The 23,147-nt window shown below is 61.4% G+C and carries 18 protein-coding genes and 1 pseudogene; 12 read left to right on the top strand and 7 right to left on the bottom strand.

Annotation, left to right across the window (positions count from 1 at the left end):
• The first annotated feature begins 34 nt into the window (after positions 1-34).
• Entirely contained in the window at positions 35-928 is an 894-nt protein-coding gene (locus J3P96_RS24425) for an NAD-dependent epimerase/dehydratase family protein (RefSeq protein WP_434653746.1), read from the top strand.
• Positions 929-1,062: 134 nt separating this feature from the next.
• On the opposite strand, the gene J3P96_RS24420 is transcribed toward J3P96_RS24425, so the two are convergent.
• Positions 1,063-2,508 (bottom strand): SulP family inorganic anion transporter, encoded by a 1,446-nt coding sequence (locus tag J3P96_RS24420; protein WP_434653745.1) that lies wholly within the window; start codon positions 2,506-2,508, stop codon positions 1,063-1,065.
• Between the two features lie 334 nt (positions 2,509-2,842).
• On the opposite strand from J3P96_RS24420, the gene J3P96_RS24415 reads away from it, so the two are divergent.
• The 4 genes from J3P96_RS24415 (at position 2,843) to J3P96_RS24400 (ending at position 7,050) form a co-directional block, all read left to right on the top strand.
• Positions 2,843-4,198 (top strand): gluconate:H+ symporter, encoded by a 1,356-nt coding sequence (locus tag J3P96_RS24415; protein WP_434653744.1) that lies wholly within the window; start codon positions 2,843-2,845, stop codon positions 4,196-4,198.
• A gap of 24 nt (positions 4,199-4,222) precedes the next feature.
• Positions 4,223-5,083: a MurR/RpiR family transcriptional regulator gene (locus J3P96_RS24410; protein WP_434653743.1), complete on the top strand. Its 861-nt coding sequence runs from the start codon at positions 4,223-4,225 to the stop codon at positions 5,081-5,083.
• A gap of 1 nt (position 5,084) precedes the next feature.
• Positions 5,085-6,557: an N-acyl-D-amino-acid deacylase family protein gene (locus J3P96_RS24405; protein ID WP_434653742.1), complete on the top strand. Its 1,473-nt coding sequence runs from the start codon at positions 5,085-5,087 to the stop codon at positions 6,555-6,557.
• A 124-nt stretch (positions 6,558-6,681) separates the two neighbouring features.
• Positions 6,682-7,050, top strand: coding sequence for a glyoxalase superfamily protein (locus J3P96_RS24400; RefSeq protein WP_434653741.1), 369 nt, complete (start codon positions 6,682-6,684; stop codon positions 7,048-7,050).
• 336 nt (positions 7,051-7,386) lie between these two features.
• Here the strand turns inward: J3P96_RS24400 and J3P96_RS24395 are convergent, their stop codons facing one another.
• The 6 genes and pseudogenes from J3P96_RS24395 to J3P96_RS24370 all read right to left on the bottom strand — a co-directional run bounded on the left by J3P96_RS24395 (position 7,387) and on the right by J3P96_RS24370 (position 13,776).
• Entirely contained in the window at positions 7,387-8,091 is a 705-nt protein-coding gene (locus J3P96_RS24395) for a methyl-accepting chemotaxis protein (protein ID WP_370871140.1), read from the bottom strand.
• A gap of 201 nt (positions 8,092-8,292) precedes the next feature.
• A pseudogene (locus J3P96_RS24390) lies at positions 8,293-9,171 on the bottom strand (methyl-accepting chemotaxis protein); the annotation flags it as partial.
• A 465-nt stretch (positions 9,172-9,636) separates the two neighbouring features.
• Positions 9,637-10,578 (bottom strand): LysR family transcriptional regulator, encoded by a 942-nt coding sequence (locus J3P96_RS24385; RefSeq protein WP_434569885.1) that lies wholly within the window; start codon positions 10,576-10,578, stop codon positions 9,637-9,639.
• 69 nt (positions 10,579-10,647) lie between these two features.
• Positions 10,648-12,177, bottom strand: a complete 1,530-nt coding sequence (locus J3P96_RS24380) for a tripartite tricarboxylate transporter permease (RefSeq protein ID WP_434626264.1) — start codon at positions 12,175-12,177, stop codon at positions 10,648-10,650.
• The gene (locus tag J3P96_RS24375) at positions 12,174-12,707 is read right to left on the bottom strand and encodes a tripartite tricarboxylate transporter TctB family protein (protein ID WP_434653740.1); all 534 of its coding nucleotides are present in this window, start codon (positions 12,705-12,707) and stop codon (positions 12,174-12,176) included. Before J3P96_RS24375 ends, J3P96_RS24380 begins: the two co-directional genes overlap by 4 nt.
• A gap of 52 nt (positions 12,708-12,759) precedes the next feature.
• A complete protein-coding gene (locus J3P96_RS24370; RefSeq protein ID WP_434653739.1) occupies positions 12,760-13,776 on the bottom strand; it encodes a Bug family tripartite tricarboxylate transporter substrate binding protein in 1,017 nt (338 codons plus the stop codon).
• 420 nt (positions 13,777-14,196) lie between these two features.
• Here J3P96_RS24370 and J3P96_RS24365 point away from each other — a divergent pair, with 420 nt between their 5' ends.
• The 7 genes from J3P96_RS24365 to J3P96_RS24335 all read left to right on the top strand — a co-directional run bounded on the left by J3P96_RS24365 (position 14,197) and on the right by J3P96_RS24335 (position 23,144).
• Positions 14,197-15,201, top strand: a complete 1,005-nt coding sequence (locus J3P96_RS24365) for a 4-hydroxythreonine-4-phosphate dehydrogenase PdxA (protein WP_434653738.1) — start codon at positions 14,197-14,199, stop codon at positions 15,199-15,201.
• 319 nt (positions 15,202-15,520) lie between these two features.
• A complete protein-coding gene (locus J3P96_RS24360; RefSeq protein ID WP_305496980.1) occupies positions 15,521-16,696 on the top strand; it encodes an L-rhamnonate dehydratase in 1,176 nt (391 codons plus the stop codon).
• Between the two features lie 276 nt (positions 16,697-16,972).
• Positions 16,973-17,968 (top strand): AraD1 family protein, encoded by a 996-nt coding sequence (gene araD1 / locus J3P96_RS24355; RefSeq protein WP_434602749.1) that lies wholly within the window; start codon positions 16,973-16,975, stop codon positions 17,966-17,968.
• A 23-nt stretch (positions 17,969-17,991) separates the two neighbouring features.
• A complete protein-coding gene (locus J3P96_RS24350; protein ID WP_434653737.1) occupies positions 17,992-19,572 on the top strand; it encodes an aldehyde dehydrogenase (NADP(+)) in 1,581 nt (526 codons plus the stop codon).
• Positions 19,573-19,690: 118 nt separating this feature from the next.
• Complete coding sequence (locus J3P96_RS24345) at positions 19,691-20,362, top strand: histidine phosphatase family protein (RefSeq protein ID WP_434653736.1); 672 nt, start codon at positions 19,691-19,693, stop codon at positions 20,360-20,362.
• A gap of 24 nt (positions 20,363-20,386) precedes the next feature.
• Entirely contained in the window at positions 20,387-21,232 is an 846-nt protein-coding gene (locus tag J3P96_RS24340) for a phosphatase PAP2 family protein (RefSeq protein ID WP_434653735.1), read from the top strand.
• 205 nt (positions 21,233-21,437) lie between these two features.
• Positions 21,438-23,144: a ShlB/FhaC/HecB family hemolysin secretion/activation protein gene (locus J3P96_RS24335; protein ID WP_434653734.1), complete on the top strand. Its 1,707-nt coding sequence runs from the start codon at positions 21,438-21,440 to the stop codon at positions 23,142-23,144.
• Positions 23,145-23,147: the final 3 nt, after the last annotated feature.

Here is a 23,147-nt window from a genome sequence, read left to right as displayed (position 1 = left end):
CGTCCCATCACTTATTTCGCCAAGGAGTTATTCCATGAAAGTATTTGTTACCGGCGCTGCCGGCTTCATCGGCGGTTCCATTGCCACCGGTCTCGTGCGGGCCGGCCATCAGGTCACTGGCCTGGTGCGCAACGCCGAACAAGCCGACGAGTTGAGCGCGCTGGGCATCACGCCGGTTATCGGCACCCTTGAAGACAGCGCGCTGCTGATCAAACAGGCACGAGCCGCTGATGCGGTGATCAACGCCGCCAGCAGCGATCATCGTGGCGCGGCCGAAGCGTTGGTCGAAGCGCTCAAGGCCTCGAACAAGGTGTTGCTGCATACCAGCGGTTCGAGCATCGTCGGCGACGCATCGGGCGGTCGTGCCAGCGATGACATCTACTACGAAGACTCCCTGCCGCAACCTACCGCCGACAAGGCGCCCCGTGTCGCGATCGACAACCTGATTCTCGAGTCGGCAAAGCATGGCGTGAATTCGGCGGTGATCTGCAACACGCTGATCTACGGCCACAGCCTGGGCGTCAAGCGTGACAGCGTGCAACTGCCGCGCCTGCTCAAGCAGGCACGCAAAAGCGGCGTGGTGCGGCATGTCGGACCGGGGCAGAACATCTGGTCCAACGTGCACATCGAGGACGTGGTCGAGTTGTACTCGCTGGCCCTGACCCGCAACCAGCCCGGCACGTTCTACTTCGTCGAAAGCGGTGAAGCTTCGTTCATCGAGATGACCACCGCGATGGCTCAGGCGCTGAACCTTGGCGAACCGCAGGATTGGCCGCTGGCGGATGCCGAAGCCGAGTGGGGTTATGAAATGGCCAATTACGGCCTGGGCTCCAACAGCCGCGTGCGCGGCAAGAATGCCCGCGAGCTGTTGGGGTGGACGCCGAAGCGCACGTCGGTGGTGGCTTGGATTCTTGATGAGATGGCGTGAGTTACTTCAGTAAATATAAATCTTGTGGGAGCGGGCTTGCTCGCGAATGCGGTGTGTCAGTCGATAGAAATGTCGCCTGACATGCCGCTTTCGCGAGCAAGCCCGCTCCCACACATTTTTATATCTGGCGGTTCTCAGTCGTGATGCACACCCGCGCGCTTGAGCATCTGCTTGCAACGCTCAGACAGATGAAACACCCGCAGATGCTTGCCCGCCTTGCTGTAGCGCTCGCGCAGGGTCATCAACGCGGCGATGGCCGAGTAGTCGACGAAGCTCAAGTGGCGGCAGTCCAGGGTCACCAGGTCGGGGTCGTTGGCCGTGTCGAACTGGTTGAGGAATGGCGTGGTCGAGGCGAAGAACAACGTGCCGTGCAACCGATAAAGCTTGCTGCCGTCGGCTTCCAGGTGCGTGTCGGCGTACAACTCCCGGGCCTGTTGCCAGGCGAAGTTGAGCGCCGCGATGATGATCCCGCAAAGGACCGCGACGGCCAGGTCGGTAAACACCGTGATGACGGTGACCGCGATGATCACCAGTACATCATTGGCCGGCACCTTGTTGATGACCCGCAACGAGGCCCAGGCAAAGGTCTGCTGAGCCACCACGAACATCACGCCCACCAGCGCGGCCAGCGGAATGCGCTCGATCAGGGGCGACAGGAACAGCACGAACAGCAACACCATCACCCCAGCCACTACTCCGGACAACCGGCCGCGCCCGCCAGAGCTTAGGTTGATCACCGTCTGGCCGATCATGGCGCAACCGCCCATGCCGCCTAACAGGCCGGACGCCATGTTTGCCGCGCCCAATGCCACGCATTCACGGTCCGGATAACCACGGCTCTCAGTAATTTCGTCGGTGAGGTTGAGGGTCAGCAGCGTTTCCAGCAGGCCGACCATCGCCATGACCACCGCATAGGGCGCGATTATCAGCAGGGTTTCCAGGTTCCAGGGGATATCTGGCAGGGTAAAGTCCGGCAAGCCACCGGCGATGTGGGCCATGTCGCCCAGCGTCCGGGTCGGCAGGCCAAGCAAGTAGACCGCCAGGCCAATCCCGAGGATGGCCACCAGGGCCGGCGGTACGCTGCGGGTCAGGCGCGGCAGCAGATAGACGATGGCCATGGTCAACGCCACGAGGCCGGCCATCAGGTACAGCGGGGCGCCGCTCAGCCAGGTTCCGTCGCTCTTGAAGTGCTCCAGTTGCGCCAACGCGATGATGATCGCCAGGCCGTTGACGAAACCTAGCATCACCGGGTGCGGCACCATCCGCACCAGCTTGCCCAGCCGCAGCAGCCCGAACGCCATCATGATCAATCCGCCCAGCAGCACCGTGGCCAGCAGGTACTGCACGCCGTGTTGCACCACCAGCGCGACGATCACCACCGCCATCGATCCCGCCGCCCCCGACACCATGCCCGGCCGCCCGCCGAACAGGGCGGTCAAGGTGCAGATGATGAAGGCGCCATACAGGCCCATCAGCGGATTCAGATGCGCAACCAGGGCGAAGGCAATGCATTCCGGGAGCAAGGCGAAAGAGGTGGTGAGGCCGGCGAGGGCGTCGGCGCGAAGGCGAGCTGGTTTCATGGTTTACCTGATTGGGCGCCGGTGAAGAGTCGGCTGCCGAAGAAGTGGTGCGAAAAGCAGGGGGGAATGGTACGGAATCGAGAACCTTGGGGCCAGTGATTGGCTTTCCGGGGGCCGGCTTTGCAGGCCAGCAGGAGCAAGCTCCCTCGCCACGAAGGGCCTGTCTGGCGATGAAAATTCGGCTGTGGATTTTCATCGGCGCCTTGTCTCGATGTCCCTGCGCGACATTTTTTGTCTGTGGGCGAAAATTACTTTCAGTGGGTTTGTAGATTTCTTCTCGAAATGATTTATGAGTTTCATAAACAACGACGTGACCCCATTCGAGGAGTAACGCATGGCCCCTGATTTCGGTTATTGGCTGTTGGTCTACGCGGCGATCGCGATCATTGCGCTGATTGTCCTGATCGCGCGCTACCGTCTCAACCCGTTCATCGTGATTACCCTGGTTTCCATCGGCCTGGCGCTGTTGGCCGGGATGCCAGCGTCCAGCGTCGTGGGCGCCTACGAGGCGGGTGTGGGTAAAACGCTGGGGCACATTGCGCTGGTAGTGGCCTTGGGCACGATGCTCGGCAAGATGATGGCCGAGTCCGGCGGCGCGGAGCGGATGGCGCAGACGCTGATCGAGCGCTTCGGCGAGCGCAACGCTCACTGGGCGATGGTGTGTATTGCGTTCCTGGTGGGGTTGCCGTTGTTTTTCGAGGTCGGCTTTGTGCTGCTGGTGCCTATCGCATTCACGATTGCCCGGCGTGTCGGCGTGTCGATCCTGATGGTCGGCCTGCCAATGGTGGCCGGGTTGTCGGTGGTCCACGCCCTGGTGCCACCGCATCCTGCGGCGATGCTGGCGGTGCAGGCATTCCAGGCTTCGGTGGGGCAGACCCTGCTGTATGCGATCCTGATCGGCATCCCCACCGCGATCATCGCCGGTCCCCTGTACGCCAGATTCATCGTGCCCCGCATTCAACTGCCGGCCGAGAACCCCTTGGAGCGGCAATTTCTCGACCGCGAGCCACGTGCCAACCTGCCGGGCTTCGGTATCACCTTGGGGACGATCCTGTTGCCGGTGGTCCTGATGCTGATCGGTGGCTGGGCCAACCTGATTTCCACACCGGGCAGCGGTTTCAATCAGTTCCTGTTGTTTATCGGCAACTCGGTGATCGCCTTGCTCCTGGCGACCATTCTCAGCTTCTGGACCCTCGGCCTGGCCCAAGGCTTCAACCGCGAATCGATCCTCAAATTCACCAACGAGTGCCTGGCGCCTACGGCCAGCATTACCCTGTTGGTGGGCGCCGGCGCCGGCGGTGGTTTGAACCGGATTCTGGTGGACGCTGGCGTGACCCAGCAAATCGTCGGGCTGGCCCAGGAGTTCCAGTTGTCGCCGTTGGTCATGGGCTGGCTGTTCGCCGCGTTGATGCGCGTCGCCACCGGTTCGGCGACGGTGGCGATGACCACGGCCTCGGGCATTGTCGCGCCCGTGGCGATCGGCCTCGGTTATCCCCATCCTGAACTGTTGGTGCTGGCGACTGGCGCCGGGTCGGTGATCTTTTCCCACGTCAACGACGGCGGCTTCTGGTTGATCAAGGAATACTTCAATATGACTGTCACCCAAACCTTCAAGACCTGGACCGTGCTCGAAACGTTGATCTCCCTGGTCGCGTTCGGCCTGACCCTCGGGCTTGCGCGCGTGCTCTGATCGCGCTCCAACAGAGGTGCCGTCATGGACATCCTTTACCAGATCCGCTCCCGTCAGGATTTCTTCAGTGCAGGCGAAGGAAGAATCGCCCGACTGATGCTCGACGACGTAGGATTTGCCGCTTCCGCCAGCCTGGATGAACTGGCCCAACGCGCCGAAGTCAGCAGTGCCACGCTGTCGCGGTTTGCCCGGACTGTCGGTTGCCGCGATTTGCGCGATCTGCGCCTGCAACTGGCCCAGGCCAGTGGCGTCGGCAGCCGTTTCCTCGACCCCACGGGCGCGCCCGAGCAGTCGGCGTTTTATGGGCAGATCGTCGGCGATATCGAATCGACGCTGCGCCAGCACCTGTCGGCATTCGAAGAGTCACGTTTCGCCGATGCGGTAAGGATGATCGGCAAGGCGCGGATGATCCATGCGTTCGGGCTCGGCGGGTGGTCGGCGCTGTGCGGCGAAGAGTTGCAGGTGCGGCTGGTGCGTTTCGGCTACCCGATCGCCGCCTGCCGCGACCCACTGATGATGCGCATCACCGCCACTTCGCTGAGCGATCAGCATCTGGTGATTGCCTGTTCACTGACCGGCATCACCCCGGAGCTGCTCGGCGCGGTCGAACTGGCGCGCAGCTACGGAGCACCGATCCTGGCGATTACCCGCACCGACTCGCCACTGGCCCACCTGGCGGATGTAGTGCTGCCCCTGCAAGGCGCCGAAACCTCGTTCATCTTCAAACCCACGGCGGCGCGCTACGGCATGCTGTTGGCGATCGATGTGCTCGCCACCGAGTTGGCGCTGGCCCATCCGCAAGACAATCAAGAGCGCCTGCGGCGGGTCAAGCTCGCCCTGGACGATTACCGAGGCGGCGAGGACGACCTGCCGCTGGGAGACTGAGATGCACTACGACACGCTTATTCGCAACGCGCTCATCATCGACGGCAGCGACAAGCCCGGCTACAGCGCCGACGTGGCGATACGCGCCGGTCGTATCGAGCACATCGGCGACCTCGGCGCCGCCCGGGCGATTGAAGAAGTCGACGCCGCCGGCCGGGTGCTGGCGCCGGGATTCATCGACGTGCATACCCACGACGACACGGTAGTCATACGCCAACCGCAGATGCTGCCCAAACTCAGTCAGGGCGTCACCACGGTCATTGTCGGCAATTGCGGCATCAGCGCTGCGCCCGTCAGCCTGCGGGGCGATCCACCGGACCCGATGAACCTGCTCGGTACTGCCCAGGCGTTCGGCTACCCCCGTTTCGCTGATTATCGTTCGGCGGTGGAGGCCGCCACGCCGGCGGTCAATGTCGCGGCACTGGTCGGGCACACGGCGCTGCGCAACAACCACCTGGACGATCTGCTGCGCACCGCCAGCGCCGGAGAAATCGCCGCCATGCGTCAGCAACTGCGCGAAAGCCTGGAGGACGGTGCGCTGGGTTTATCCACCGGGCTGGCCTACGCCAACGCGTTCTGCGCGTCGACCGATGAAGTCATGCAACTGAGCGAAGAGTTGGCAGCGTTCGGCGCGGTCTACACCACCCATTTGCGCAGCGAATTCGAACCGGTGCTGGAAGCGATGGACGAGGCCTTCCAGATCGGCCGTCATGCCCGGAGCCCGGTAATCATTTCCCACCTCAAATGTGCGGGCGCCGGCAATTGGGGGCGTAGCCCACAGGTGCTCGCGGCGTTGGAAAGTGCCGCTAGAAGCCATCCCGTCGGATGCGACTGTTATCCCTACGCGGCGAGCTCTTCGACGCTGGACCTCAAGCAAGTGACCGATGCCCATCGCATCACTATTACCTGGTCGACGCCGCACCCGCACATGAGCGGACGGGACTTGATCGACATCGCCGCCGAATGGGGCATGCCATTGCTGGAAGCCGCGCGCCGCCTGCAGCCGGCCGGCGCGGTGTACTACGGCATGGACGAAAGCGACGTAAGACGCATCCTCGCGCACCCGTTGTCGATGGTCGGCTCCGACGGTTTGCCCGAGGACCCGTTTCCCCATCCTCGGTTGTGGGGCGCTTTCCCACGGGTGCTGGGACATTTCAGTCGAGACCTCGGGCTGTTTCCGTTACACACCGCCGTGCACAAGATGACCGGCCTTTCGGCTGCACGTTTTGGCCTGAAGGAACGGGGTGAAATCCGCGAAGGATATTGGGCCGACCTGGTGTTGTTCAATCCGCAAACCGTCCGCGACGTCGCCGATTTCAACCAGCCGCAACGGGCTGCCGAGGGCATCGATGGCGTATGGGTCAACGGCGTCTTGAGTTATCGCGATGGCCAGGCAAACGACCGCCGGGAAGGCCGATTCCTGGCGCGGGAAGGCAATCTTCGCCAGGGATTTCGGAATTTTAAAGGTGTGTAAGCGGCTGATATAACGTTAATTGACGCCACAATAATGGCACTACGACACTAAAGAAGCCGGCGTATAGGCCGAAGCATTGGGGTCAACCCATCTAAACTGGGTCATTTCAGCCAGGGAGCAACCCATGAGCTTCGGTAAGACCACCCCGATCCTGCGGATTTTCGATGAAACCAAGGCCTTGGCGTTCTATGTCGATTTCCTGGGCTTTACCGTCGACTGGCAACATCGCTTTGGTGACGACTATCCGCTGTACGTGCAAGTATCGCGCGGTGATTGCGTACTGCACCTGTCCGAACACCACGGCGATTGCACACCGGGCTCCGCGCTGCGGATCGAGACCGATGAGCTGGAAGCGTTCCAGCAACAGTTGATGGCCAAGCAATACCGCTACGCCCACCCACAAATCCAGGCCATGCCATGGGGCAGCCAGGACATGACCATCAGTGATCCGTTCGGGAATCGGCTGGTGTTTACCAATGCGATCAGTGTGTAACAGGCAGGGTCGAACAGTGCAACGGCATGTTAGTCTCGTTTCCCCAATGCGAAGGCGAAGGAGAACGCGCGCATGACTGATCATCGCCCAGATTCTCAAGAGTCGTATGACTTGAAGACTGATGCCGAGCGTTCCAAGAGGAACGTTTGCCCAACTCCCGACAAAGAGCCGGAAGCTATTGTTACGGTTTCGGGACTGGGGACACGAATCCACCGGCGGTTCCGAGACATCGGCGGAGTTGAGCTGGATTTACCCACTCGATAATTCAACACCACACGAATTCAGGTGCGTGAATTGTTCGCCCGCCTCTTGAAAGAAGCGGGCAAACGCGTTTCGTCAAACCCTGAAATGACTGACCATCTGCTGCAATTGACTGCCAAGCCGCGCCAGTTCAACGCTGGACGCCGCGGTTTCTTCGCTGGCGGCGGCGGTCTGTTCGGACACGTCGCGCACGTTGATGATGCTGCGGCTGATTTCCTCGGCCACGGCGCTTTGCTGCTCGGCGGCGGCGGCGATCTGCTGGTTCATCGATTGGATGTTCGACACCGTACGGGTGATGTTCTCCAGTGATACGCCGGCCTTGCGGGTCAGGGCCACGCTGCTGTCGGTGAGGTTGCGGCTGTTGTTCATCACGGCGGCCACTTGCTGGGTGCCGTTCTGCAGGCCGGCCACCAGGCCTTCGATTTCCTCGGTGGATTTCTGGGTGCGCTGGGCCAGGCCACGGACTTCGTCGGCGACGACCGCAAAGCCACGACCGGCTTCACCGGCGCGGGCGGCTTCGATGGCGGCGTTGAGCGCCAGCAGGTTGGTCTGTTCGGCCACGGCCTTGATCACGTCCATCACTGCGCCAATCTTGTCGCTCTCCTGTTGCAGCACGCTCATGGCGTCGGTGGAGCGCACCACTTCACTGGCCAGGCGTTCGATCTGGGCAATGGCTTCGCTGACCACCTGGTCGCCGGCACGGGCTTCGCCGTCGGCGGCGGCCGCTGCCTGGGAGGCTTCTTCGGCGTTGCGGGCAACTTCCTGCACCGTGGCGGTCATTTCGTGCATGGCGGTTGCGACCTGGTCGGTCTCGACTTTCTGGCTGTTGACCCCGGCACTGGTCTGTTCGGTGACCGCCGACAATTCTTCGGCGGCGCTGGCGATCTGAGTCACGCCATCACGGATGCCGCTGATGAGGTCGCGCAGCGTCACGCCCATGCGCGCGATGCCCTGTTGCAGTACGCCCAGCTCATCGCGACGGGTAACGATCACATCCTGCGACAGGTCGCCACTGGCGATGCGTTCGACCACGGTCAGGGTTTCGCGCAGCGGACGGGTGATCTGGCGGGTGATGATGACGGCGGCAATGATGCCGACCAACAACGCCAGCAATGTGCTGACCAGTTGCAACGTACGCGCCTGGGCGCTTTCGGCGTCGCGACGGTCGAGTTGGATCTGGTACAGCTGTTCGCTCAGGGAAACGATGGTCGCGCCCTGGTCGGTCATTTCCTTGCGCGCCTGCACCACGTCCGCCGTGGCCGATTTAAAGGCCTGCACGGCGCTGCGGTATTGCACCAGGGTGGTTTCCAGCTGACGCAGTTCGTCCTGATGGACGCTGGCAAAATATTCGTTCAGCGGCTTGAGCGAAGCAATCGCCGCGTCCAGTTGGGCGAAGGCCTTGCGTTCGGTATCGGCGTTGGGGTTGGCGGTGTAGCCGCGCACTTCATAGCGCGCGAGCATGAACGCCTGCTTGGCTTCAGTGATGGCCTGGAACTGGGCGAAGCGTTCATCGTTGAGGGCCATTTGCTTGACATCGGCGTCGATGGCCTCGATCAGCTTGTAGGCCGTTTCGGCGTTCGCCCCCATGACATCACGAGCGCTGTTGCCGGTGCGGTAAGCGCTGCGCATTTTGTTCAGTGATACCTGATAGGCGCTGATGGTCGCGCTCTGCTCTCTGAGCAGCTTGACGTTTTCCGGGCTCTTGAAGCTGTTGAGCAGCGCGTTCTGTTGCGCGACGAAACCGTCAAGGGTGGTTTGCACATTCTGTGCAGCGGTTTCGTCACCGTTGGCCAGCATGTATTGCAGGCGAGTCACGCGCAGTTTGGTCAGGCCGGCGTTGAGCTGGGTGATGTCGCTCATCCAGTTGCTGCGGTCGATCAGGCCGCCAAGGCTGGTCCAGCTGGTCAGGGCCAGCAGGCAGGTCAGGACCAGCACCAGGCCGAAGCCCAGGCCCAATTTCATGTTGACGCTAATGTTGCCAAACCAGCTATTCATCAAATTCCTCCAGGAACGTTGTGCTGCTTATCGTCGGTTGGCTGGAAGATTGTTGTTGTTAAGAGCCAGCAAAAACGTGTAACGGAGCTTTATCGGCGGAAACGGAGGGATCTGTAAGATTTTTTTCCACATCGGGAAAGGCAGGGGGCACAGCGGGCGACTCGGCCTGAAATTCAGGCAAAAAAAAGCCCGCGGGAGAGCGGGCTAAAACCTTAGTTTCTTGAATGAGCGAGGCGATGTTAGCGAATCCCGCGAGAACGTGGGGTGAAGAAAAGTTCATGCAGGGGCTGGCCTCGTCGATTGGCTGATCGGCCGTCCGACGCGGGCCTGTCAGTTCAATAGCGCATGCTCGGCACGTACCGAATTCATGAACGCCTGCATCGCCGATGACTGAATGCGATGGCGGCGGGTGATCAATCCGTACGGTGGCAACCGGGCTTCGAACTTGATCGGCAACACGGCGAGCAAGTCACGACCTGGATAATCCTCGACGACCGATATCGGGGTGACGCCGAGCATGTCGGTCTGCTGGACCAATGAGAGCAAGGTCATGATCGAGGTGGTTTCGACGATGCTGCTGGGGATATCGACCCGGGCGTTGTGAAACACCTGGTTGATGATTGCGCGCATCGGGCTCGGGTGTTGTTGCAACACCCAGGTCATGCTCTGTAGCTCGGCCCAGCCCAGTCGGGTCGCCTGCGCCAACGGATTCTGCGCGCCACAAATGACACACAGCGCCTCTTCCCCGAGGCTGTCGAAGAGCAACTCTTCGGCGCGGGCACCGGCGGGAATACGGCCGAGGACAATGTCCAGTTGATCCTGCAATAGCGCTTGCACCAGCACGTCGCTGGTGTCGACCTGGATGCTCATGGACAACCGGGGATGGCTTTGTTTCAGGGTCGCAATGGTGCGCGTCAGCAGTCCCGAAGCCAGCGCCGGAATGGCGCCTACTGCCACCCGGCCGAGGTTGCCGGATTCGAGTGCCACCAGTTCTTCGCGCATGCCGCTGAGCTCGGCGAAGACCATACGCGCGTAGTAAATGACGGTTTCCCCGAATGGGGTGGAGCGCATGCCACGGGGCAGGCGTTCGAACAGCTCGACGCCGAGCAAGTCCTCGGCTTCGTGCAGCATTTTGGTGGCAGCCGGTTGGGTCATGCCGATGTGGTCGGCTGCGCGGCGCAGAGAACCTAATTCCTGCAATGCCAGCATCAGCCGCAGTTGGCGCAGACGCAGTCGACTATGGATGACATTGGCAACAGGAATTCGGGTCATGGGCGGTGCTCGCAGGAAGGTCCGTGGCAAGCCTGACAATAAATGCCAGGCGTTACCAGCAGTGCCGAGTCACAGCAACGATTTCGCCTCGGCGACGTGGGGTTTACGCAAGCCCACCAGCAGGCCCAGTGCCTTGGAGATCAGCGGCCAGAACAGCATCAGCAGCGCGGCGGTGGTCAGGCTGCCCACCAATGGGTTGGACCAGAAAATTCCCAGCTGTCCGTCAGAAAACAGCATCGACTGACGGAATGCGTCTTCGGCCTTGTCCCCCAGGACGGCTGCCAGCACCAGCGGCGCAATCGGATAGCCGAGTTTCTTGAACAGGTAACCCAGCGCACCGAAGCCCAGCATCAGTACCACGTCGAAGAACGAGTTGTGCACCGAGTACGCACCGATGGCGCAGACCATGATGATGATCGGCGCGATGATCGAGAACGGAATGCGCAGGATCGACGCGAACAGCGGCACGGTGGCCAACACCACGATCAGGCTGACCACGTTGCCCAGGTACATGCTGGCGATCAGGCCCCAGACAAAGTCGTGTTGCTCGACGAACAGCGTCGGCCCAGGGTGCAGGCCCCAGATCATCAAGCCACCGAGCATCACCGCTGCCGTGGCGGAACCCGGAATGCCCAGCGTCAGCATCGGCAGCAGCGCGCTGGTACCGGCAGCGTGGTCGGCGGTTTCCGGGGCGATCACCCCTTCGATCTCGCCTTTGCCGAAGTTGTCGCGGTTTTTCGAGAAACGTCGCGCCAGGCTGTAGCTCATGAACGATGCCGCCGTCGGGCCGCCGGGGGTGATGCCCATCCAGCAACCGACCAGTGTGCTGCGCACAATCGTCCACCAATAACGCGGCAACCTGGCCCAGGTGCGCAAAATCACCATCGGTGTGATGCGCGCATGTTCGCCACGAAACACCAGGCCTTCCTCGACCGTGCAGAGGATTTCTCCAATGCCGAACAGGCCGATCACCGCCACTTCAAAACTGATCCCGGTCATCAGGATCGGCTGGTCGAACGTCAGGCGCAGGTTGCCGGAAACCGTGTCCATGCCGACTGCCGCCATGGCGAAGCCGATCATCATCGCGACCACGGTTTTTAATGGCGGGTTCTTGCTCATGCCGATGAAGGTGCAGAACGCCAACAGGTACACCGCGAAGAACTCCGGCGAGCTGAAGGACATGGCGAACGCTGCGATTTTTGTCGACAGGAACGTCAGCAACAACACCCCGCACAACGCACCGATCAGCGCCGAGCTGAACGCGGCGGTCAACGCCTCGGCAGCCCGGCCTTCGCGGGCCATCGGGTAACCGTCGAAGGTGGTCGCCACCGATGAAGGCTCGCCAGGAATGTTGAACAGGATCGAGGTGATCGAGCCGCCAAACAGCGCGCCCCAGTACATGCACGACAGCAGGATGATCGCCGACACCGGCGACATGGTGAAGGTCAAGGGCAGCAACAGCGCCACGCCGTTGGGCGCGCCGAGACCGGGCAGCACACCGACCAGGATGCCCAGCAGAACGCCGATCACCATCAGACCGATGTGGCCCGGGGTCAGTATCAGGTTCATGCCCTGCAACAGGGAATCGAACTCGCTCATTTGAAGGCTCTCCCGGCCAGGGCAATCCAGTCGCCTATTGGGCCGGCATCCAGCGGGACCTTGAACCACAGCGCGAAAATCAGGTAGCTGGCGAGCGCCGCACCGAGGGCAACCGCACCGATCATCCACTTGCCGTAAGGCTTGGCGCGGACCTTGTCGCGCCACATGAACCAGGCAATGAAGCAGGCCGACGCGAGGTAGATGCCGGTGAAGGGCATCGCGCCGACGAACAGGGCAATGGGCAGGAAAACCGATAGCACTTGCTTGAACGCACTGCGGGTGAGGAATGCAACACTGAGGGCCTGCCAGCGCACCACCGTCAGCACGCCGTTGGCGACGCTCGCCGCACTCAGTATCAGGCCGATATAGAACGGGAAGTAACCCGGTTCAGGGCCGGCATCGCCCCAGCCGATGCCTTGTTCGACACTGCCGAACATCACCACGGCACCGAGCAGGGTAGTAAACAGCGTCAGGCCGAGCTCGACCCAACGGGTACCGACCAGCGCCGGTGAATCCGAAGAATGGGACATCAAACACCTCCAGTAGGTGACGACCGCCCTGGGGCGAGCGGCCCTGGCAACTTCAGTTTTTCAGCCAGCCGGCTTCCTTGAACACCGGGGTGACGCGGGCGACGTCCTTTTCGATGTAGGCGGTCAGGGGCTCTCCTTCAAGGAAAGTCGGCACCAGCGCGTTCTGTTTGACGTAGGCCTTGAACTCATCGGTCTGCGTGACTTTGCGCATCAGCTCGACATAAAAGGCCCGTTGTTCGGCACTGACATCGCCGGGCATGAACACCGTACGCGGGAAGCGGTACTGATCGATGCCCAGGCCCTGTTCGTGGCAGGTTGGAACATCGGCCCAACTTTTATTCCCGGCGACTCTCTCGGTGTAGCTCATGCGCTCCTTGCTGAATACGCAGAGCGGTTCGACTTGATCACCGCGCCATTGGCTGATGCTTTCACTGGGGTTGTTGACGTTGGCCGCGATGTGTTTGCCGGCCAGTTGGGTTGCGGCTTCACTGCCGCTCTTGAACGGGATGTACACCAGTTTGCTGTTATTGGTCTGGTTGAGCAGCAGGGTGAGGGTCTGGTCGACGTCCTTGGACTGGCTGCCCCCCATGCGCAGCTTCGCCGGGTCGGTCTTGGCCGCTTCGTAGAAACCTTTCGCGTCTTTCCACGGCGCGCCCTTGTAGCTCCAGAGAATAAAGTCATCTTCGGCCACGGCGGCAATCGGGGTCAGTTCCTGCCATTGGTAGCCGAGCTTGGAAACCAGCGGCAACAGGTAAACGTTATTGGTGGCGACCACCAGTTTCTCTGCATCGCCCTTGTTCATCTTCATGTCGAGGAAGGCCTCGGCACCGTTGCCGCCACCCTTGTTGAGGACAATGGTGTTGACGTCGAGCAGCTTATGGGTGGTGATGATCGACTGGATCAGGCGACCGAGCTGGTCGGTTCCGCCACCCGGGCCGCCAGCGACGACGATTTCGACATTCTTGTCCGGTTGCCAGGCGGCGTGAGCAAGGGCGGGAAGGACGCCGACGGCAATCAGGGCGCCGCCTAGAAGAAGACGCGATGTGCGACGGACGAATGCATTTCGCATGATGGGCCTCGTTTTTGTCGTTGTTATGAGTGACTTGTCTGCGCGATGAAGCCGCAAGCCTGGCCTGAGTGTGGAAAGGTGCCGGCGCCGCGTCTAGTCAAAACAATACATACACCGATAGCCTGGGGTTATAGCTCGCGAAAAGGAGCGGTGGACATCGTTCGGAGTCGAGGGCTGGGGCTCTTTTTTGAAACAAGCCGAAATGGAACCCGAAGGCCGAAAGCGCGCGGTGCCATAACCCGAAGCTATCACCTGATTTCAAGTTTTGATTAGACGGTTATCGCCAGGCCTCCGATAGTGCTCGGCAACGTCTTCAGGCCGACGGCATTTCACAACAATAACAAACGGGGTACATGCCATGGCTCAGGCGAGAGCATTGCATCATGACCGGGCGTGGCATGGACCCTTGAGGAGTGAAGCATGAAAAAAACCACTATCGCCATGGTCCTGGGTGACCCGGCCGGCATTGGCCCGGAATTGATTGCACGCTTGCTCGCCGAGCCCGAGGTACGCAGCAAGGCCAACATCATTCTGATTGCCGACGAAGCGGAAATGCGTCGCGGCATGCGCATCGCCGGCAGCGAGTTTCCTTATCGCCGGCTGGAGACCCTGGACGTGTTGGAGTTCGTCGATGACACGCCGCTGTTCCATGACTTTCGCGGCGATACAGTCGGCGAGTTCCCCCGTAGCGAGGCCAGCGTGATTGGCGGTCGCTACAGCCTCGACACTCTGGAAAAGGCCCTGCGCCTGACCGAAGCCGGGACCACCGACGCGATCCTGTTCGGGCCGCTGAACAAGACCTCGCTGCACATGGCGGGCATGGCCCACAGCGATGAACTGCACTGGTTTGCCGAGTTGCTGGATTTCCACGGACCGTTCTGCGAATTCAACGTGCTCGACAACCTTTGGACTTCACGCGTGACCTCCCATGTGGCCCTGTCCGCAGTGCCGGGCCTGCTCAACGAGCAGCGGGTGGTGGAAGCGATTCAACTGATCGACACCGCCCTCAAGCGCAATGGCCTGGAGCAACCGCGAATCGGTGTTTGCGGCTTGAACCCGCACAACGGCGACAACGGTTCGTTCGGTCGCGAGGAGTTGGATATCATCGGTCCGGCCGTACGCTCGGCGCAGGCGCTGGGTATCGCGGCGCAAGGGCCGTATCCGGCAGACACGATCTTTCTCAAGGTCCAGGGCGATGCCAATGCCTTCGACGCTGTCGTGACCATGTATCACGACCAAGGCCAGATCGCGATCAAGTTGATGGGTTTCTCCCGTGGCGTGACGGTGCAGGGCGGCTTGCCGATTCCGATCACCACCCCGGCCCACGGCACCGCTTTTGATATCGCGGGGCAGGGCAAGGCCAACGTCGGCGCTACGCGTCAGGCCTTCGAAATCGCCTGCCGGATGGGGCGCAACCGGCACTGATCCTGTAAGCAATGCGGCCCGTTGTGGGAGCGAGCCTGCTCGCGATCACGGTGGTACAGCCACATTTTCAGTGGCTGATACACCGTTTTCGCGAGCAGGCTCGCTCCCACATTTGTTTGTGTATGGCTGATAACCCGATCTGCTCTCTTACTCGGATGTGCTATCACCTCAGGCTATCGCCGGATACGCATAAGTGATTATCCGCAGTCCTCGGACGCTGGCTAAAGTCGGCCCATCGGATGCCGGAGCCCCTCCCCGGAAAGGCTCTGCGCACACGACTGACAATGACAAGAAGCCGCAGCCCAAGGAACTGTATTTCATGAAAATCAAAGCGATCCGTACCCGCGTTTTCGAGTGGAAGGGCAAAGTCGTCCCGCCCCAGGCGCACTTCTGCACCAACGCCAGCGACATTCTGTTCGAGCGCGGCGACGCGATGGGCTCCTTCCGTTTCCACGGCTGGCTGGTGGTGGAAGTCGAGACCGACAACGGCCTCGTCGGTATCGGCAACTGCGCCCTGGCACCGCGTGTAGCCAAGGAAATCATCGACACCTACCTGGCACCGATCGCCATTGGCGAAGATCCTTTCGACAACGAATACATCTGGCAGAAAATGTACCGTCAGAGCCACGCCTGGGGCCGAAAAGGCATCGGCATGGCGGCGATCTCGGCGATCGACATCGCGATCTGGGACATCATGGGCAAGGCCGTCAACAAGCCGGTTTTCAAATTGCTGGGCGGTCGCACCAAGGAAAAGATCTGGACTTACGCTTCCAAGCTCTACGCCAACGACAACCTCGATCTGTTTCTCGAAGAGGCCCAGGGCTATCTCAACCAGGGTTTCACCGCGCTGAAGATGCGCTTTGGCTACGGTCCGAAAGACGGTCCGGCGGGGATGCGCCGCAACATCGAACAAGTGCGCGCCCTGCGGGAATTGGCCGGCCCTGACGTCGATATCATGCTCGAATGCTACATGGGCTGGACCCTGGAATACGCCAGGCGCATGTTGCCGAAACTGGCCGAGTTCGAACCGCGCTGGCTGGAAGAACCGGTGATCGCCGACGACATCGAAGGCTACATCGAACTGAAGAAGATGGGGATCATGCCGATCTCCGGCGGCGAGCACGAGTTCACCTCCTACGGCTTCAAAGACCTGTTGGAACGCCGCGCCGTCGACGTCATCCAGTACGACACCAACCGCGTCGGCGGCATCACTGCCGCGCGCAAGATCAACGCCATGGCCGAAGCCTGGTCGGTGCCGGTCATTCCCCATGCCGGGCAGATGCACAACTATCACTTGACGATGTCCACCACCGCCTCGCCGATGGCCGAGTTTTTCCCGGTGTTCGACGTCGAGGTTGGCAACGAACTCTTCTACTACGTGTTCAAGGGCGAGCCGCAACCGGTCAACGGGTACATCCAGCTCGACGACAACACGCCGGGCCTGGGCCTGGAAATCTCCGATGAATACCTGAGCGACTTCAACATCATCGAGTGACCTGGACGCGCCGTACATGAGCGTAATGCTGTTCACTCAAGAAAAGATGATGGACCTGTGGCGAGGGAGCTTGCTCCCGCTGGGCCGGGCTGGCGCTCCAGCGCGAAGCGGCCCCAAACCTACCGAATGCGGAGCATCAGGCACACCGCGCCCGCCGGTCTACGACTGCTTCGCAGTCGAGCGGGAGCAAGCTCCCTCGCCACGGGTTGGTCGATTGCCTTGAGTGAACAGTGTTACCTACATGAGCGGCGCCTACCCTGATTTCTGGAGGCCACCATGCGCCTGATTCAATTTGAAAACTCCGCCGGAGAGCGCCAGGTCGGCGTCGTCGATGGGGCACTTGTTCAAGTGCTCAAAGGAACCCGCAATACCCGGGAACTGGCGCTTGCAGCGATCCGCGGCAATCGCAGCCTGCATGAAGAAGTCGCTTCGCGCGGCACCGAGCCGGGCCCGGATTACGCAGCGCTGTTGCACCAAGGCAAAGTCCTGCCGCCGCTGGATCACGAAGATCCGGCTCATTGCCTGATCAGCGGCACCGGCCTGACACATCTGGGCAGCGCCTCGGCGCGGGACAAGATGCACCAGCATGACGGTGAGGTCGAGGCCGGCATGACCGACACCATGCGCATTTTCAAATGGGGGATCGAGGGCGGCAAGCCGGCGCCGGGGCAGGTCGGTGCGCAACCGGAATGGTTCTACAAGGGCGACGGCAGCATCGTCGTGCGCCCCGGCGCGGACTTCCCGGTGCCTCCGTTTGCCGAAGATGCCGGCGAAGAGCCGGAGCTGACCGGCCTCTACGTGATTGGCGACGACGGCCTGCCGTATCGCATCGGTTATGCATTGGGTAACGAGTTCTCCGACCACGTCATGGAGCGGCGCAATTACCTGTACCTCGCCCACTCGAAACTGCGCAGTTGCTCCTACGGCCCGGAGCTGCGCGTCGGGGAGTTGCCCAGGCATCTGGTCGGCACCAGTCGCATCGAGCGCAATGGCGAAACCCTCTGGGAGAAGGCTTTTCTCAGCGGCGAGGACAACATGTGCCACAGCCTGGCCAACCTGGAATTTCACCACTTCAAGTACGCGCAGTTCTTGCGACCGGGTGATGTCCATGTGCATTACTTCGGCACCGCTACCCTGTCGTTCGCCGACGGTGTGAAGACACAGCCGGGGGATCGCTTTCGGATCAGCCTCGATGAGTTCGGTGCGCCGCTGGTCAACGGTATCGGCGAGAGTGCCCAGCCGCTGCCCATCGGCCAGGTGCGTGCGCTCTAAGCCTTCAACAGGAAAATGCCCTCATGACATTGCCACAGGGATACAACTACATCGGCGGCCGTCGCAGCGCCAACGGCACCCTGCAACTGCAAAGCTTCGATGCGAGCACCGGCGAGCCCTTGCCCGGCACCTTCTTCCAGGCATCCGAAGCCGAAGTGGATGCCGCCGCCAAGGCCGCTGCTGCGGTTTACCCGGATTACCGCAACCTGAGCGCGGAAAGACGCGCTTCGTTTCTCGATGCAATCGCCGAGGAAATCGACGCGCTGGGCGATGACTTCATCGCTACCGTGTGCCGCGAAACCGCATTGCCTGCCGGGCGCATTCAAGGGGAGCGCGGTCGCACCAGCAGCCAGTTGCGTCTGTTTGCAAGCGTGCTGCGTCGTGGCGACTTCTACGGTGCGCGGATTGACCGCGCATTGCCCGATCGCCAGCCACTGCCACGTCCGGATCTGCGTCAATACCGCATCGCCCTGGGGCCGGTGGCGGTGTTTGGCGCCAGCAACTTTCCGCTGGCCTTTTCCACGGCTGGCGGCGACACCGCTTCGGCGCTGGCAGCGGGGTGCCCGGTAGTGTTCAAGGCCCACAGTTGCCATATGGCGACTGCCGAGTGGGTGGCGGACGCGGTCATCCGTGCCGCTGAACGGACTGAAATGCCGGCCGGCGTGTTCAACATGATTTATGGCGGGGGTGTCGGTGAATGGCTGGTCAAGCATCCGGCCATTCAGGCGGTGGGCTTCACCGGTTCGCTTAAGGGTGGCAACGCCTTGAGCCACATGGCCGCCACCCGGCCACAGCCGATTCCGGTGTTCGCCGAAATGTCGAGCATCAATCCGGTGTTCCTGCTGCCCGAAGCGTTGGCGGTACGTGGCGAGCAGATCGCGGCGCAGTTGGCGGGTTCGGTGACGTTGGGATGCGGTCAGTTCTGTACGAATCCGGGTTTGGTCATTGGCCTGCGCTCGCCGCAGTTCAGCCTGTTTCTGGAACGCTTCTGCGCGAGCATGAACCAGCAACCGCCACAAACCATGCTCAACTTGGGCACCCTGGCCAGTTACAGCCGCAGCCTCGGTGAGCTGCACGAACATCCGGGCCTGACTCACCTGGCGGGCAAACCGCAACAGGGCAACCAGGCACAGCCGCAGGTGTTCAAGGCCGACGTCAGCCTGTTGCTCAAGGGCGATGCATTGCTTCAGGAGGAAGTGTTCGGACCGACCACCATCGTCATCGAAGTGGAGAGTCGGACACAGTTGGCGGCGGCGCTGCACGGCCTGCGCGGTCAGTTGACGGCCACGTTGATCGGCGAGGCTGATGAATTGCTGGAGTACCGTTGGCTGACAGAAGTACTGCAGGAAAAAGTCGGGCGGATCCTGCTCAACGGTTATCCGACCGGGGTGGAGGTGTGCGAGGCGATGGTGCACGGCGGACCGTATCCGGCGACATCCGATTCACGAGGAACATCAGTGGGCACGTTGGCCATCGATCGTTTCCTGCGGCCGGTGTGTTTCCAGAATTACCCGGATGCGTTGTTGCCCGAGGCATTGCAGAACGGCAATCCGCTAGGGATTCGGCGGCTGGTGGACGGGGAGGTAACTGATCGAGCGCTGTGAGCGGCGCGATCGTTGAATCCGAAGTTTTTTTTCACATCGCTTTCACTGCCTGCCTACGTCGGCCTCTCTACTGTCGCGCCATCGAATCACTGGGTGGATGCCGTCGGGGCGGCTTGATGTGGAACTGAGACTGAGTCTTTTCGGCCTGACGCGCTTGATCGACAGGCGCCGTTTTGCCCGTTACCAAAACACCGTGGTCGTGCTCGCCTCGGCGCTGCTGGCTGTCCCGTTGGTCCTGTGGCTACTCAGCCCGGCAGCGGTGCCGGACCTGGCCCACGGCAACGTCGCCGGCGCCCGGGCCCTGGCCGATGGCTGGGCCAAGGGCGAAATGATCGTGCTGGTGCGCCATGTCGAGCGCTGCGACCACTCCAAGGCTGCTTGCCTGGGTGACCGCGAAGGCATCACCGACCGCGCCCGTGCCGTTGCGGTGGGGCTCGGGGCCCGGTTCGAACAACTGGGCCTGGACCACGTCGACCTTTACAACAGCCCACGGGTGCGCACCGCGCAGACGGCGGGGTACATGTTCAACAAGGTGAGCGCCGGTGACGATTGGCTGTTCGACTGCCGCCATGACCTGCTGCGCAATGCCCTGGCCCACAAAGTGGCCGGTCGCAACCTGATCCTGGTCACCCACAGCGAATGCATGCAGGCGATGGAAACCGCGCTTCTGCGCCCGACCTCGACGTTCGGCTACGGTGCTTCGCTGTTTGTTTCCATCGCCCAGCCACAAGCGCCACGGTTGCTCGGTTTTATCGAAGCCCCTGACTGGCGCTCGGTGACATTCCAGTAATTCTTCCCACGACCAGGACCGCTCATGCTGACGTCTGCCCGCGCCCGTTTCTACGGGCTCAACCTCGGAATTCCCTTGGCCTGTGCCGCCGTGGTGTTCCTGCTGTTCGATCTGACCCGTATCGACATAACCATCAGCAATCTTTTCTACGACCCGTTGCATCAGGTCTTTCCGTTGGGGCATGTGCGGCTGTTCGAGCAAATCACTCACAAATGGGCCAGGGCCATTCCGAACTGGACGGGGGAGGCGGCCATAATCGGCGCCGTGCTGTCGTTTTTCTGGCCGCTGCTCACACCGGAAAAGCGCCCTGGGCTACTTTGCGTACTGGACAGAGCCCGACTGGCCAAACCGCTACGTTTTGCCTACAAATACCGGCGCGATTTCCTCTACGTTGTCTTCGCCTTTTCGCTCAGCACTGGGGTTATCCATTACCTCAAGGGCCATACCAGCGTGTACTGCCCGGTGGAAACCAGCCAATACGCCGGCAAGATCGAGCACAAGGAATGGTTCCGGAATTTCGACTTGCTGAAAGTCGCCGGTGACGGCCGTTGCTGGCCGGGTGGCCATGCGTCCGGGGGCTTCACCCTGCTGGCGCTGTACTTCGTCGCCCGTCGTTATCGCTGGCGTCATTCCAAAGCGGTGATGTATGGGGCGTTGGCCTTGGGACTGGTTTACGGCACCACACGTGTCCTGCAGGGTTGGCACTACATGTCCCATACCTTCTGGGCGGGGATCTTTGTCTGGTTGAGCTGTTGGTTGATGGCGCTGGTGTTTTATGGACGAGGCGCCTTGGAGCAGCCGCTGTCGAATCGACAGCGCACGGTGCCGCCCGTCGTGCCGGCGTTGGGCAACGCGCCTTCCTCCGCCTGAACGGCAGGCCTGGAAATTGCGGATAGCGCGGATCAACCAAGCCATTCGGACGCATCCTGTGAGATGCGTCTCTTTTTTACGCAGAAAGTTTTCCCTCTCCTGAACTGACGGCGATATGCGCGGTCTGGTGTGCGCGCAACGCTGTGCCTGCATCCGGTTGGCCTGCTCGCACGCTTGCTGTCATTTCTGTATCGAGGGATCGAACATGTCCGTAATTGCCTTAGGGACGAGGCTGGTCGCTGCGTCGCTATATTTTCTAGCGATGAACATCGCCGTTGCCGCGCCCACCCCCGGCGATACGGACCTGATCCGCGAACGCCAGGACCGCCTGCTCGAAGAACAGCGCCGGCGCCTTGAAGAACTCAAAGACCTGCCGGGCAAATCCGCCGCGCCCCAGGCCCCCACCACGCCGGCCGACAGCCGTTGCTTTCCGATCAAGACCATCGAGCTCAAGGGCGCCGATGCCTTGTCCGAACGTGAGCGTCAACGTCTGCTCAAGCCTTACATCGGTCAATGCCTGGGCGTGCCGCAGCTTAACCAGCTGCTCAAAGCCATCACCGACCATTACCTGGAAAAAGGCCTGGTCACCAGTCGCGCCTATTTGCCACAACAGGACTTGTCCAGCGGACATCTGCAAGTGCTGGTGGTCGAGGGACGGCTGGAAGGGCTGAAGGGGGAAGAGGGCAGTGGCTTGTCCGAACGGGAACTGGCCATGAGCTTTCCCGGCAAGCCGGGCGAGTTGCTCAATCTGCGGGAAATCGAGCAGATGGTCGATCAACTGAACCGCTTGCCGTCCAATAACGTGGCGATGGAACTGACGCCGGGGCAGAACATCGGCGGCAGCGAAGTGCTGGTCAGGAACACCCCGCAGAAACCCTGGCGCGCCGGCCTGTCACGGCATAACGATGGGCAGAAGAGCACCGGCGAGCAGCAATGGGGCGCTTCCCTGGACTGGGACAACCCCTTGGGCCTGGCAGATCAACTGGCTCTGCGTGGCGGCCACGACACCCTCAGCGATCATCAGAAAACCTCGCGCAACGGCATGCTTTATTACAACCTGCCGTTTGGCTGGTGGAACCTGACCTACAGCTATAGCCAAAGCGAGTACAGGGCACTGGGCCAGGCCAACGGCTTCAATTTCAAGCAGAGCGGCGACAGCCAGAATCATCAGTTGCGCCTGGAGCGGGTGATCCACCGCGATGCGCTGAGCAAGACCTCCCTCAACACCGGGCTGGCCTACCTGCGCACCAACAATTTCGTCGAAGACAGCAAACTCGCCGAAAGCAGCAATCGCATCAGCGAAGCGCAATTTGGTATCAATCACGGGCGGCGGATCGGCACTGCTTTTGTCAACCTCGACCTGGGCATGCAGGATGGTATCGGTGCCCTCGACGCCCAGGGCGATCACGACCCCGGGCCTGGCCTGCCGGATGCGCGTTATCGCAAATACACCGCCACCCTCAGCTACCTGCAACCCTTTGTACTGGGCGGCGAGTCTTTCAGTTTCAGCAGCCTGATGACCGGTCAGCGCAGTGAAGACGCCCTGTTCAGCCCGCAGCGCATGAGCCTGGGCGGGTTGTCGTCGATTCGGGGCTACAAGGACCAGACACTGTCCGGCGACAGCGGCGGCTACTGGCGCAACGACCTGCGCTGGAGCCGGCCGGTGACGCTGCAATGGCTGCGTCCGGTGTTCGCCGAGTACGGCACCAGTCTGGGTTATGACCAAGGCGTGATCCGCGGCAACCGCTACAGCGGTGACGAGCACGGGCGCATGTCAAGCAACTCGTTGGAGCTGTTCGCCCGGGGTGAGCATCTGAACGCCAGCGTCACTTTTGCCCATTCCCTGGAACGCCCGGACGCCCTGACCGAGCGCGAAGCGCCGATCTATTTCCGCGTGGATTTTTCTATTTAACGC

The organism is Pseudomonas sp. R3-56, assembly GCF_051132075.1.
GTDB lineage: Bacteria > Pseudomonadota > Gammaproteobacteria > Pseudomonadales > Pseudomonadaceae > Aquipseudomonas.
The sequence above is the reverse complement of the archived record's forward strand: the minus strand, read 5'-3'. Positions and strand labels throughout refer to the sequence as shown.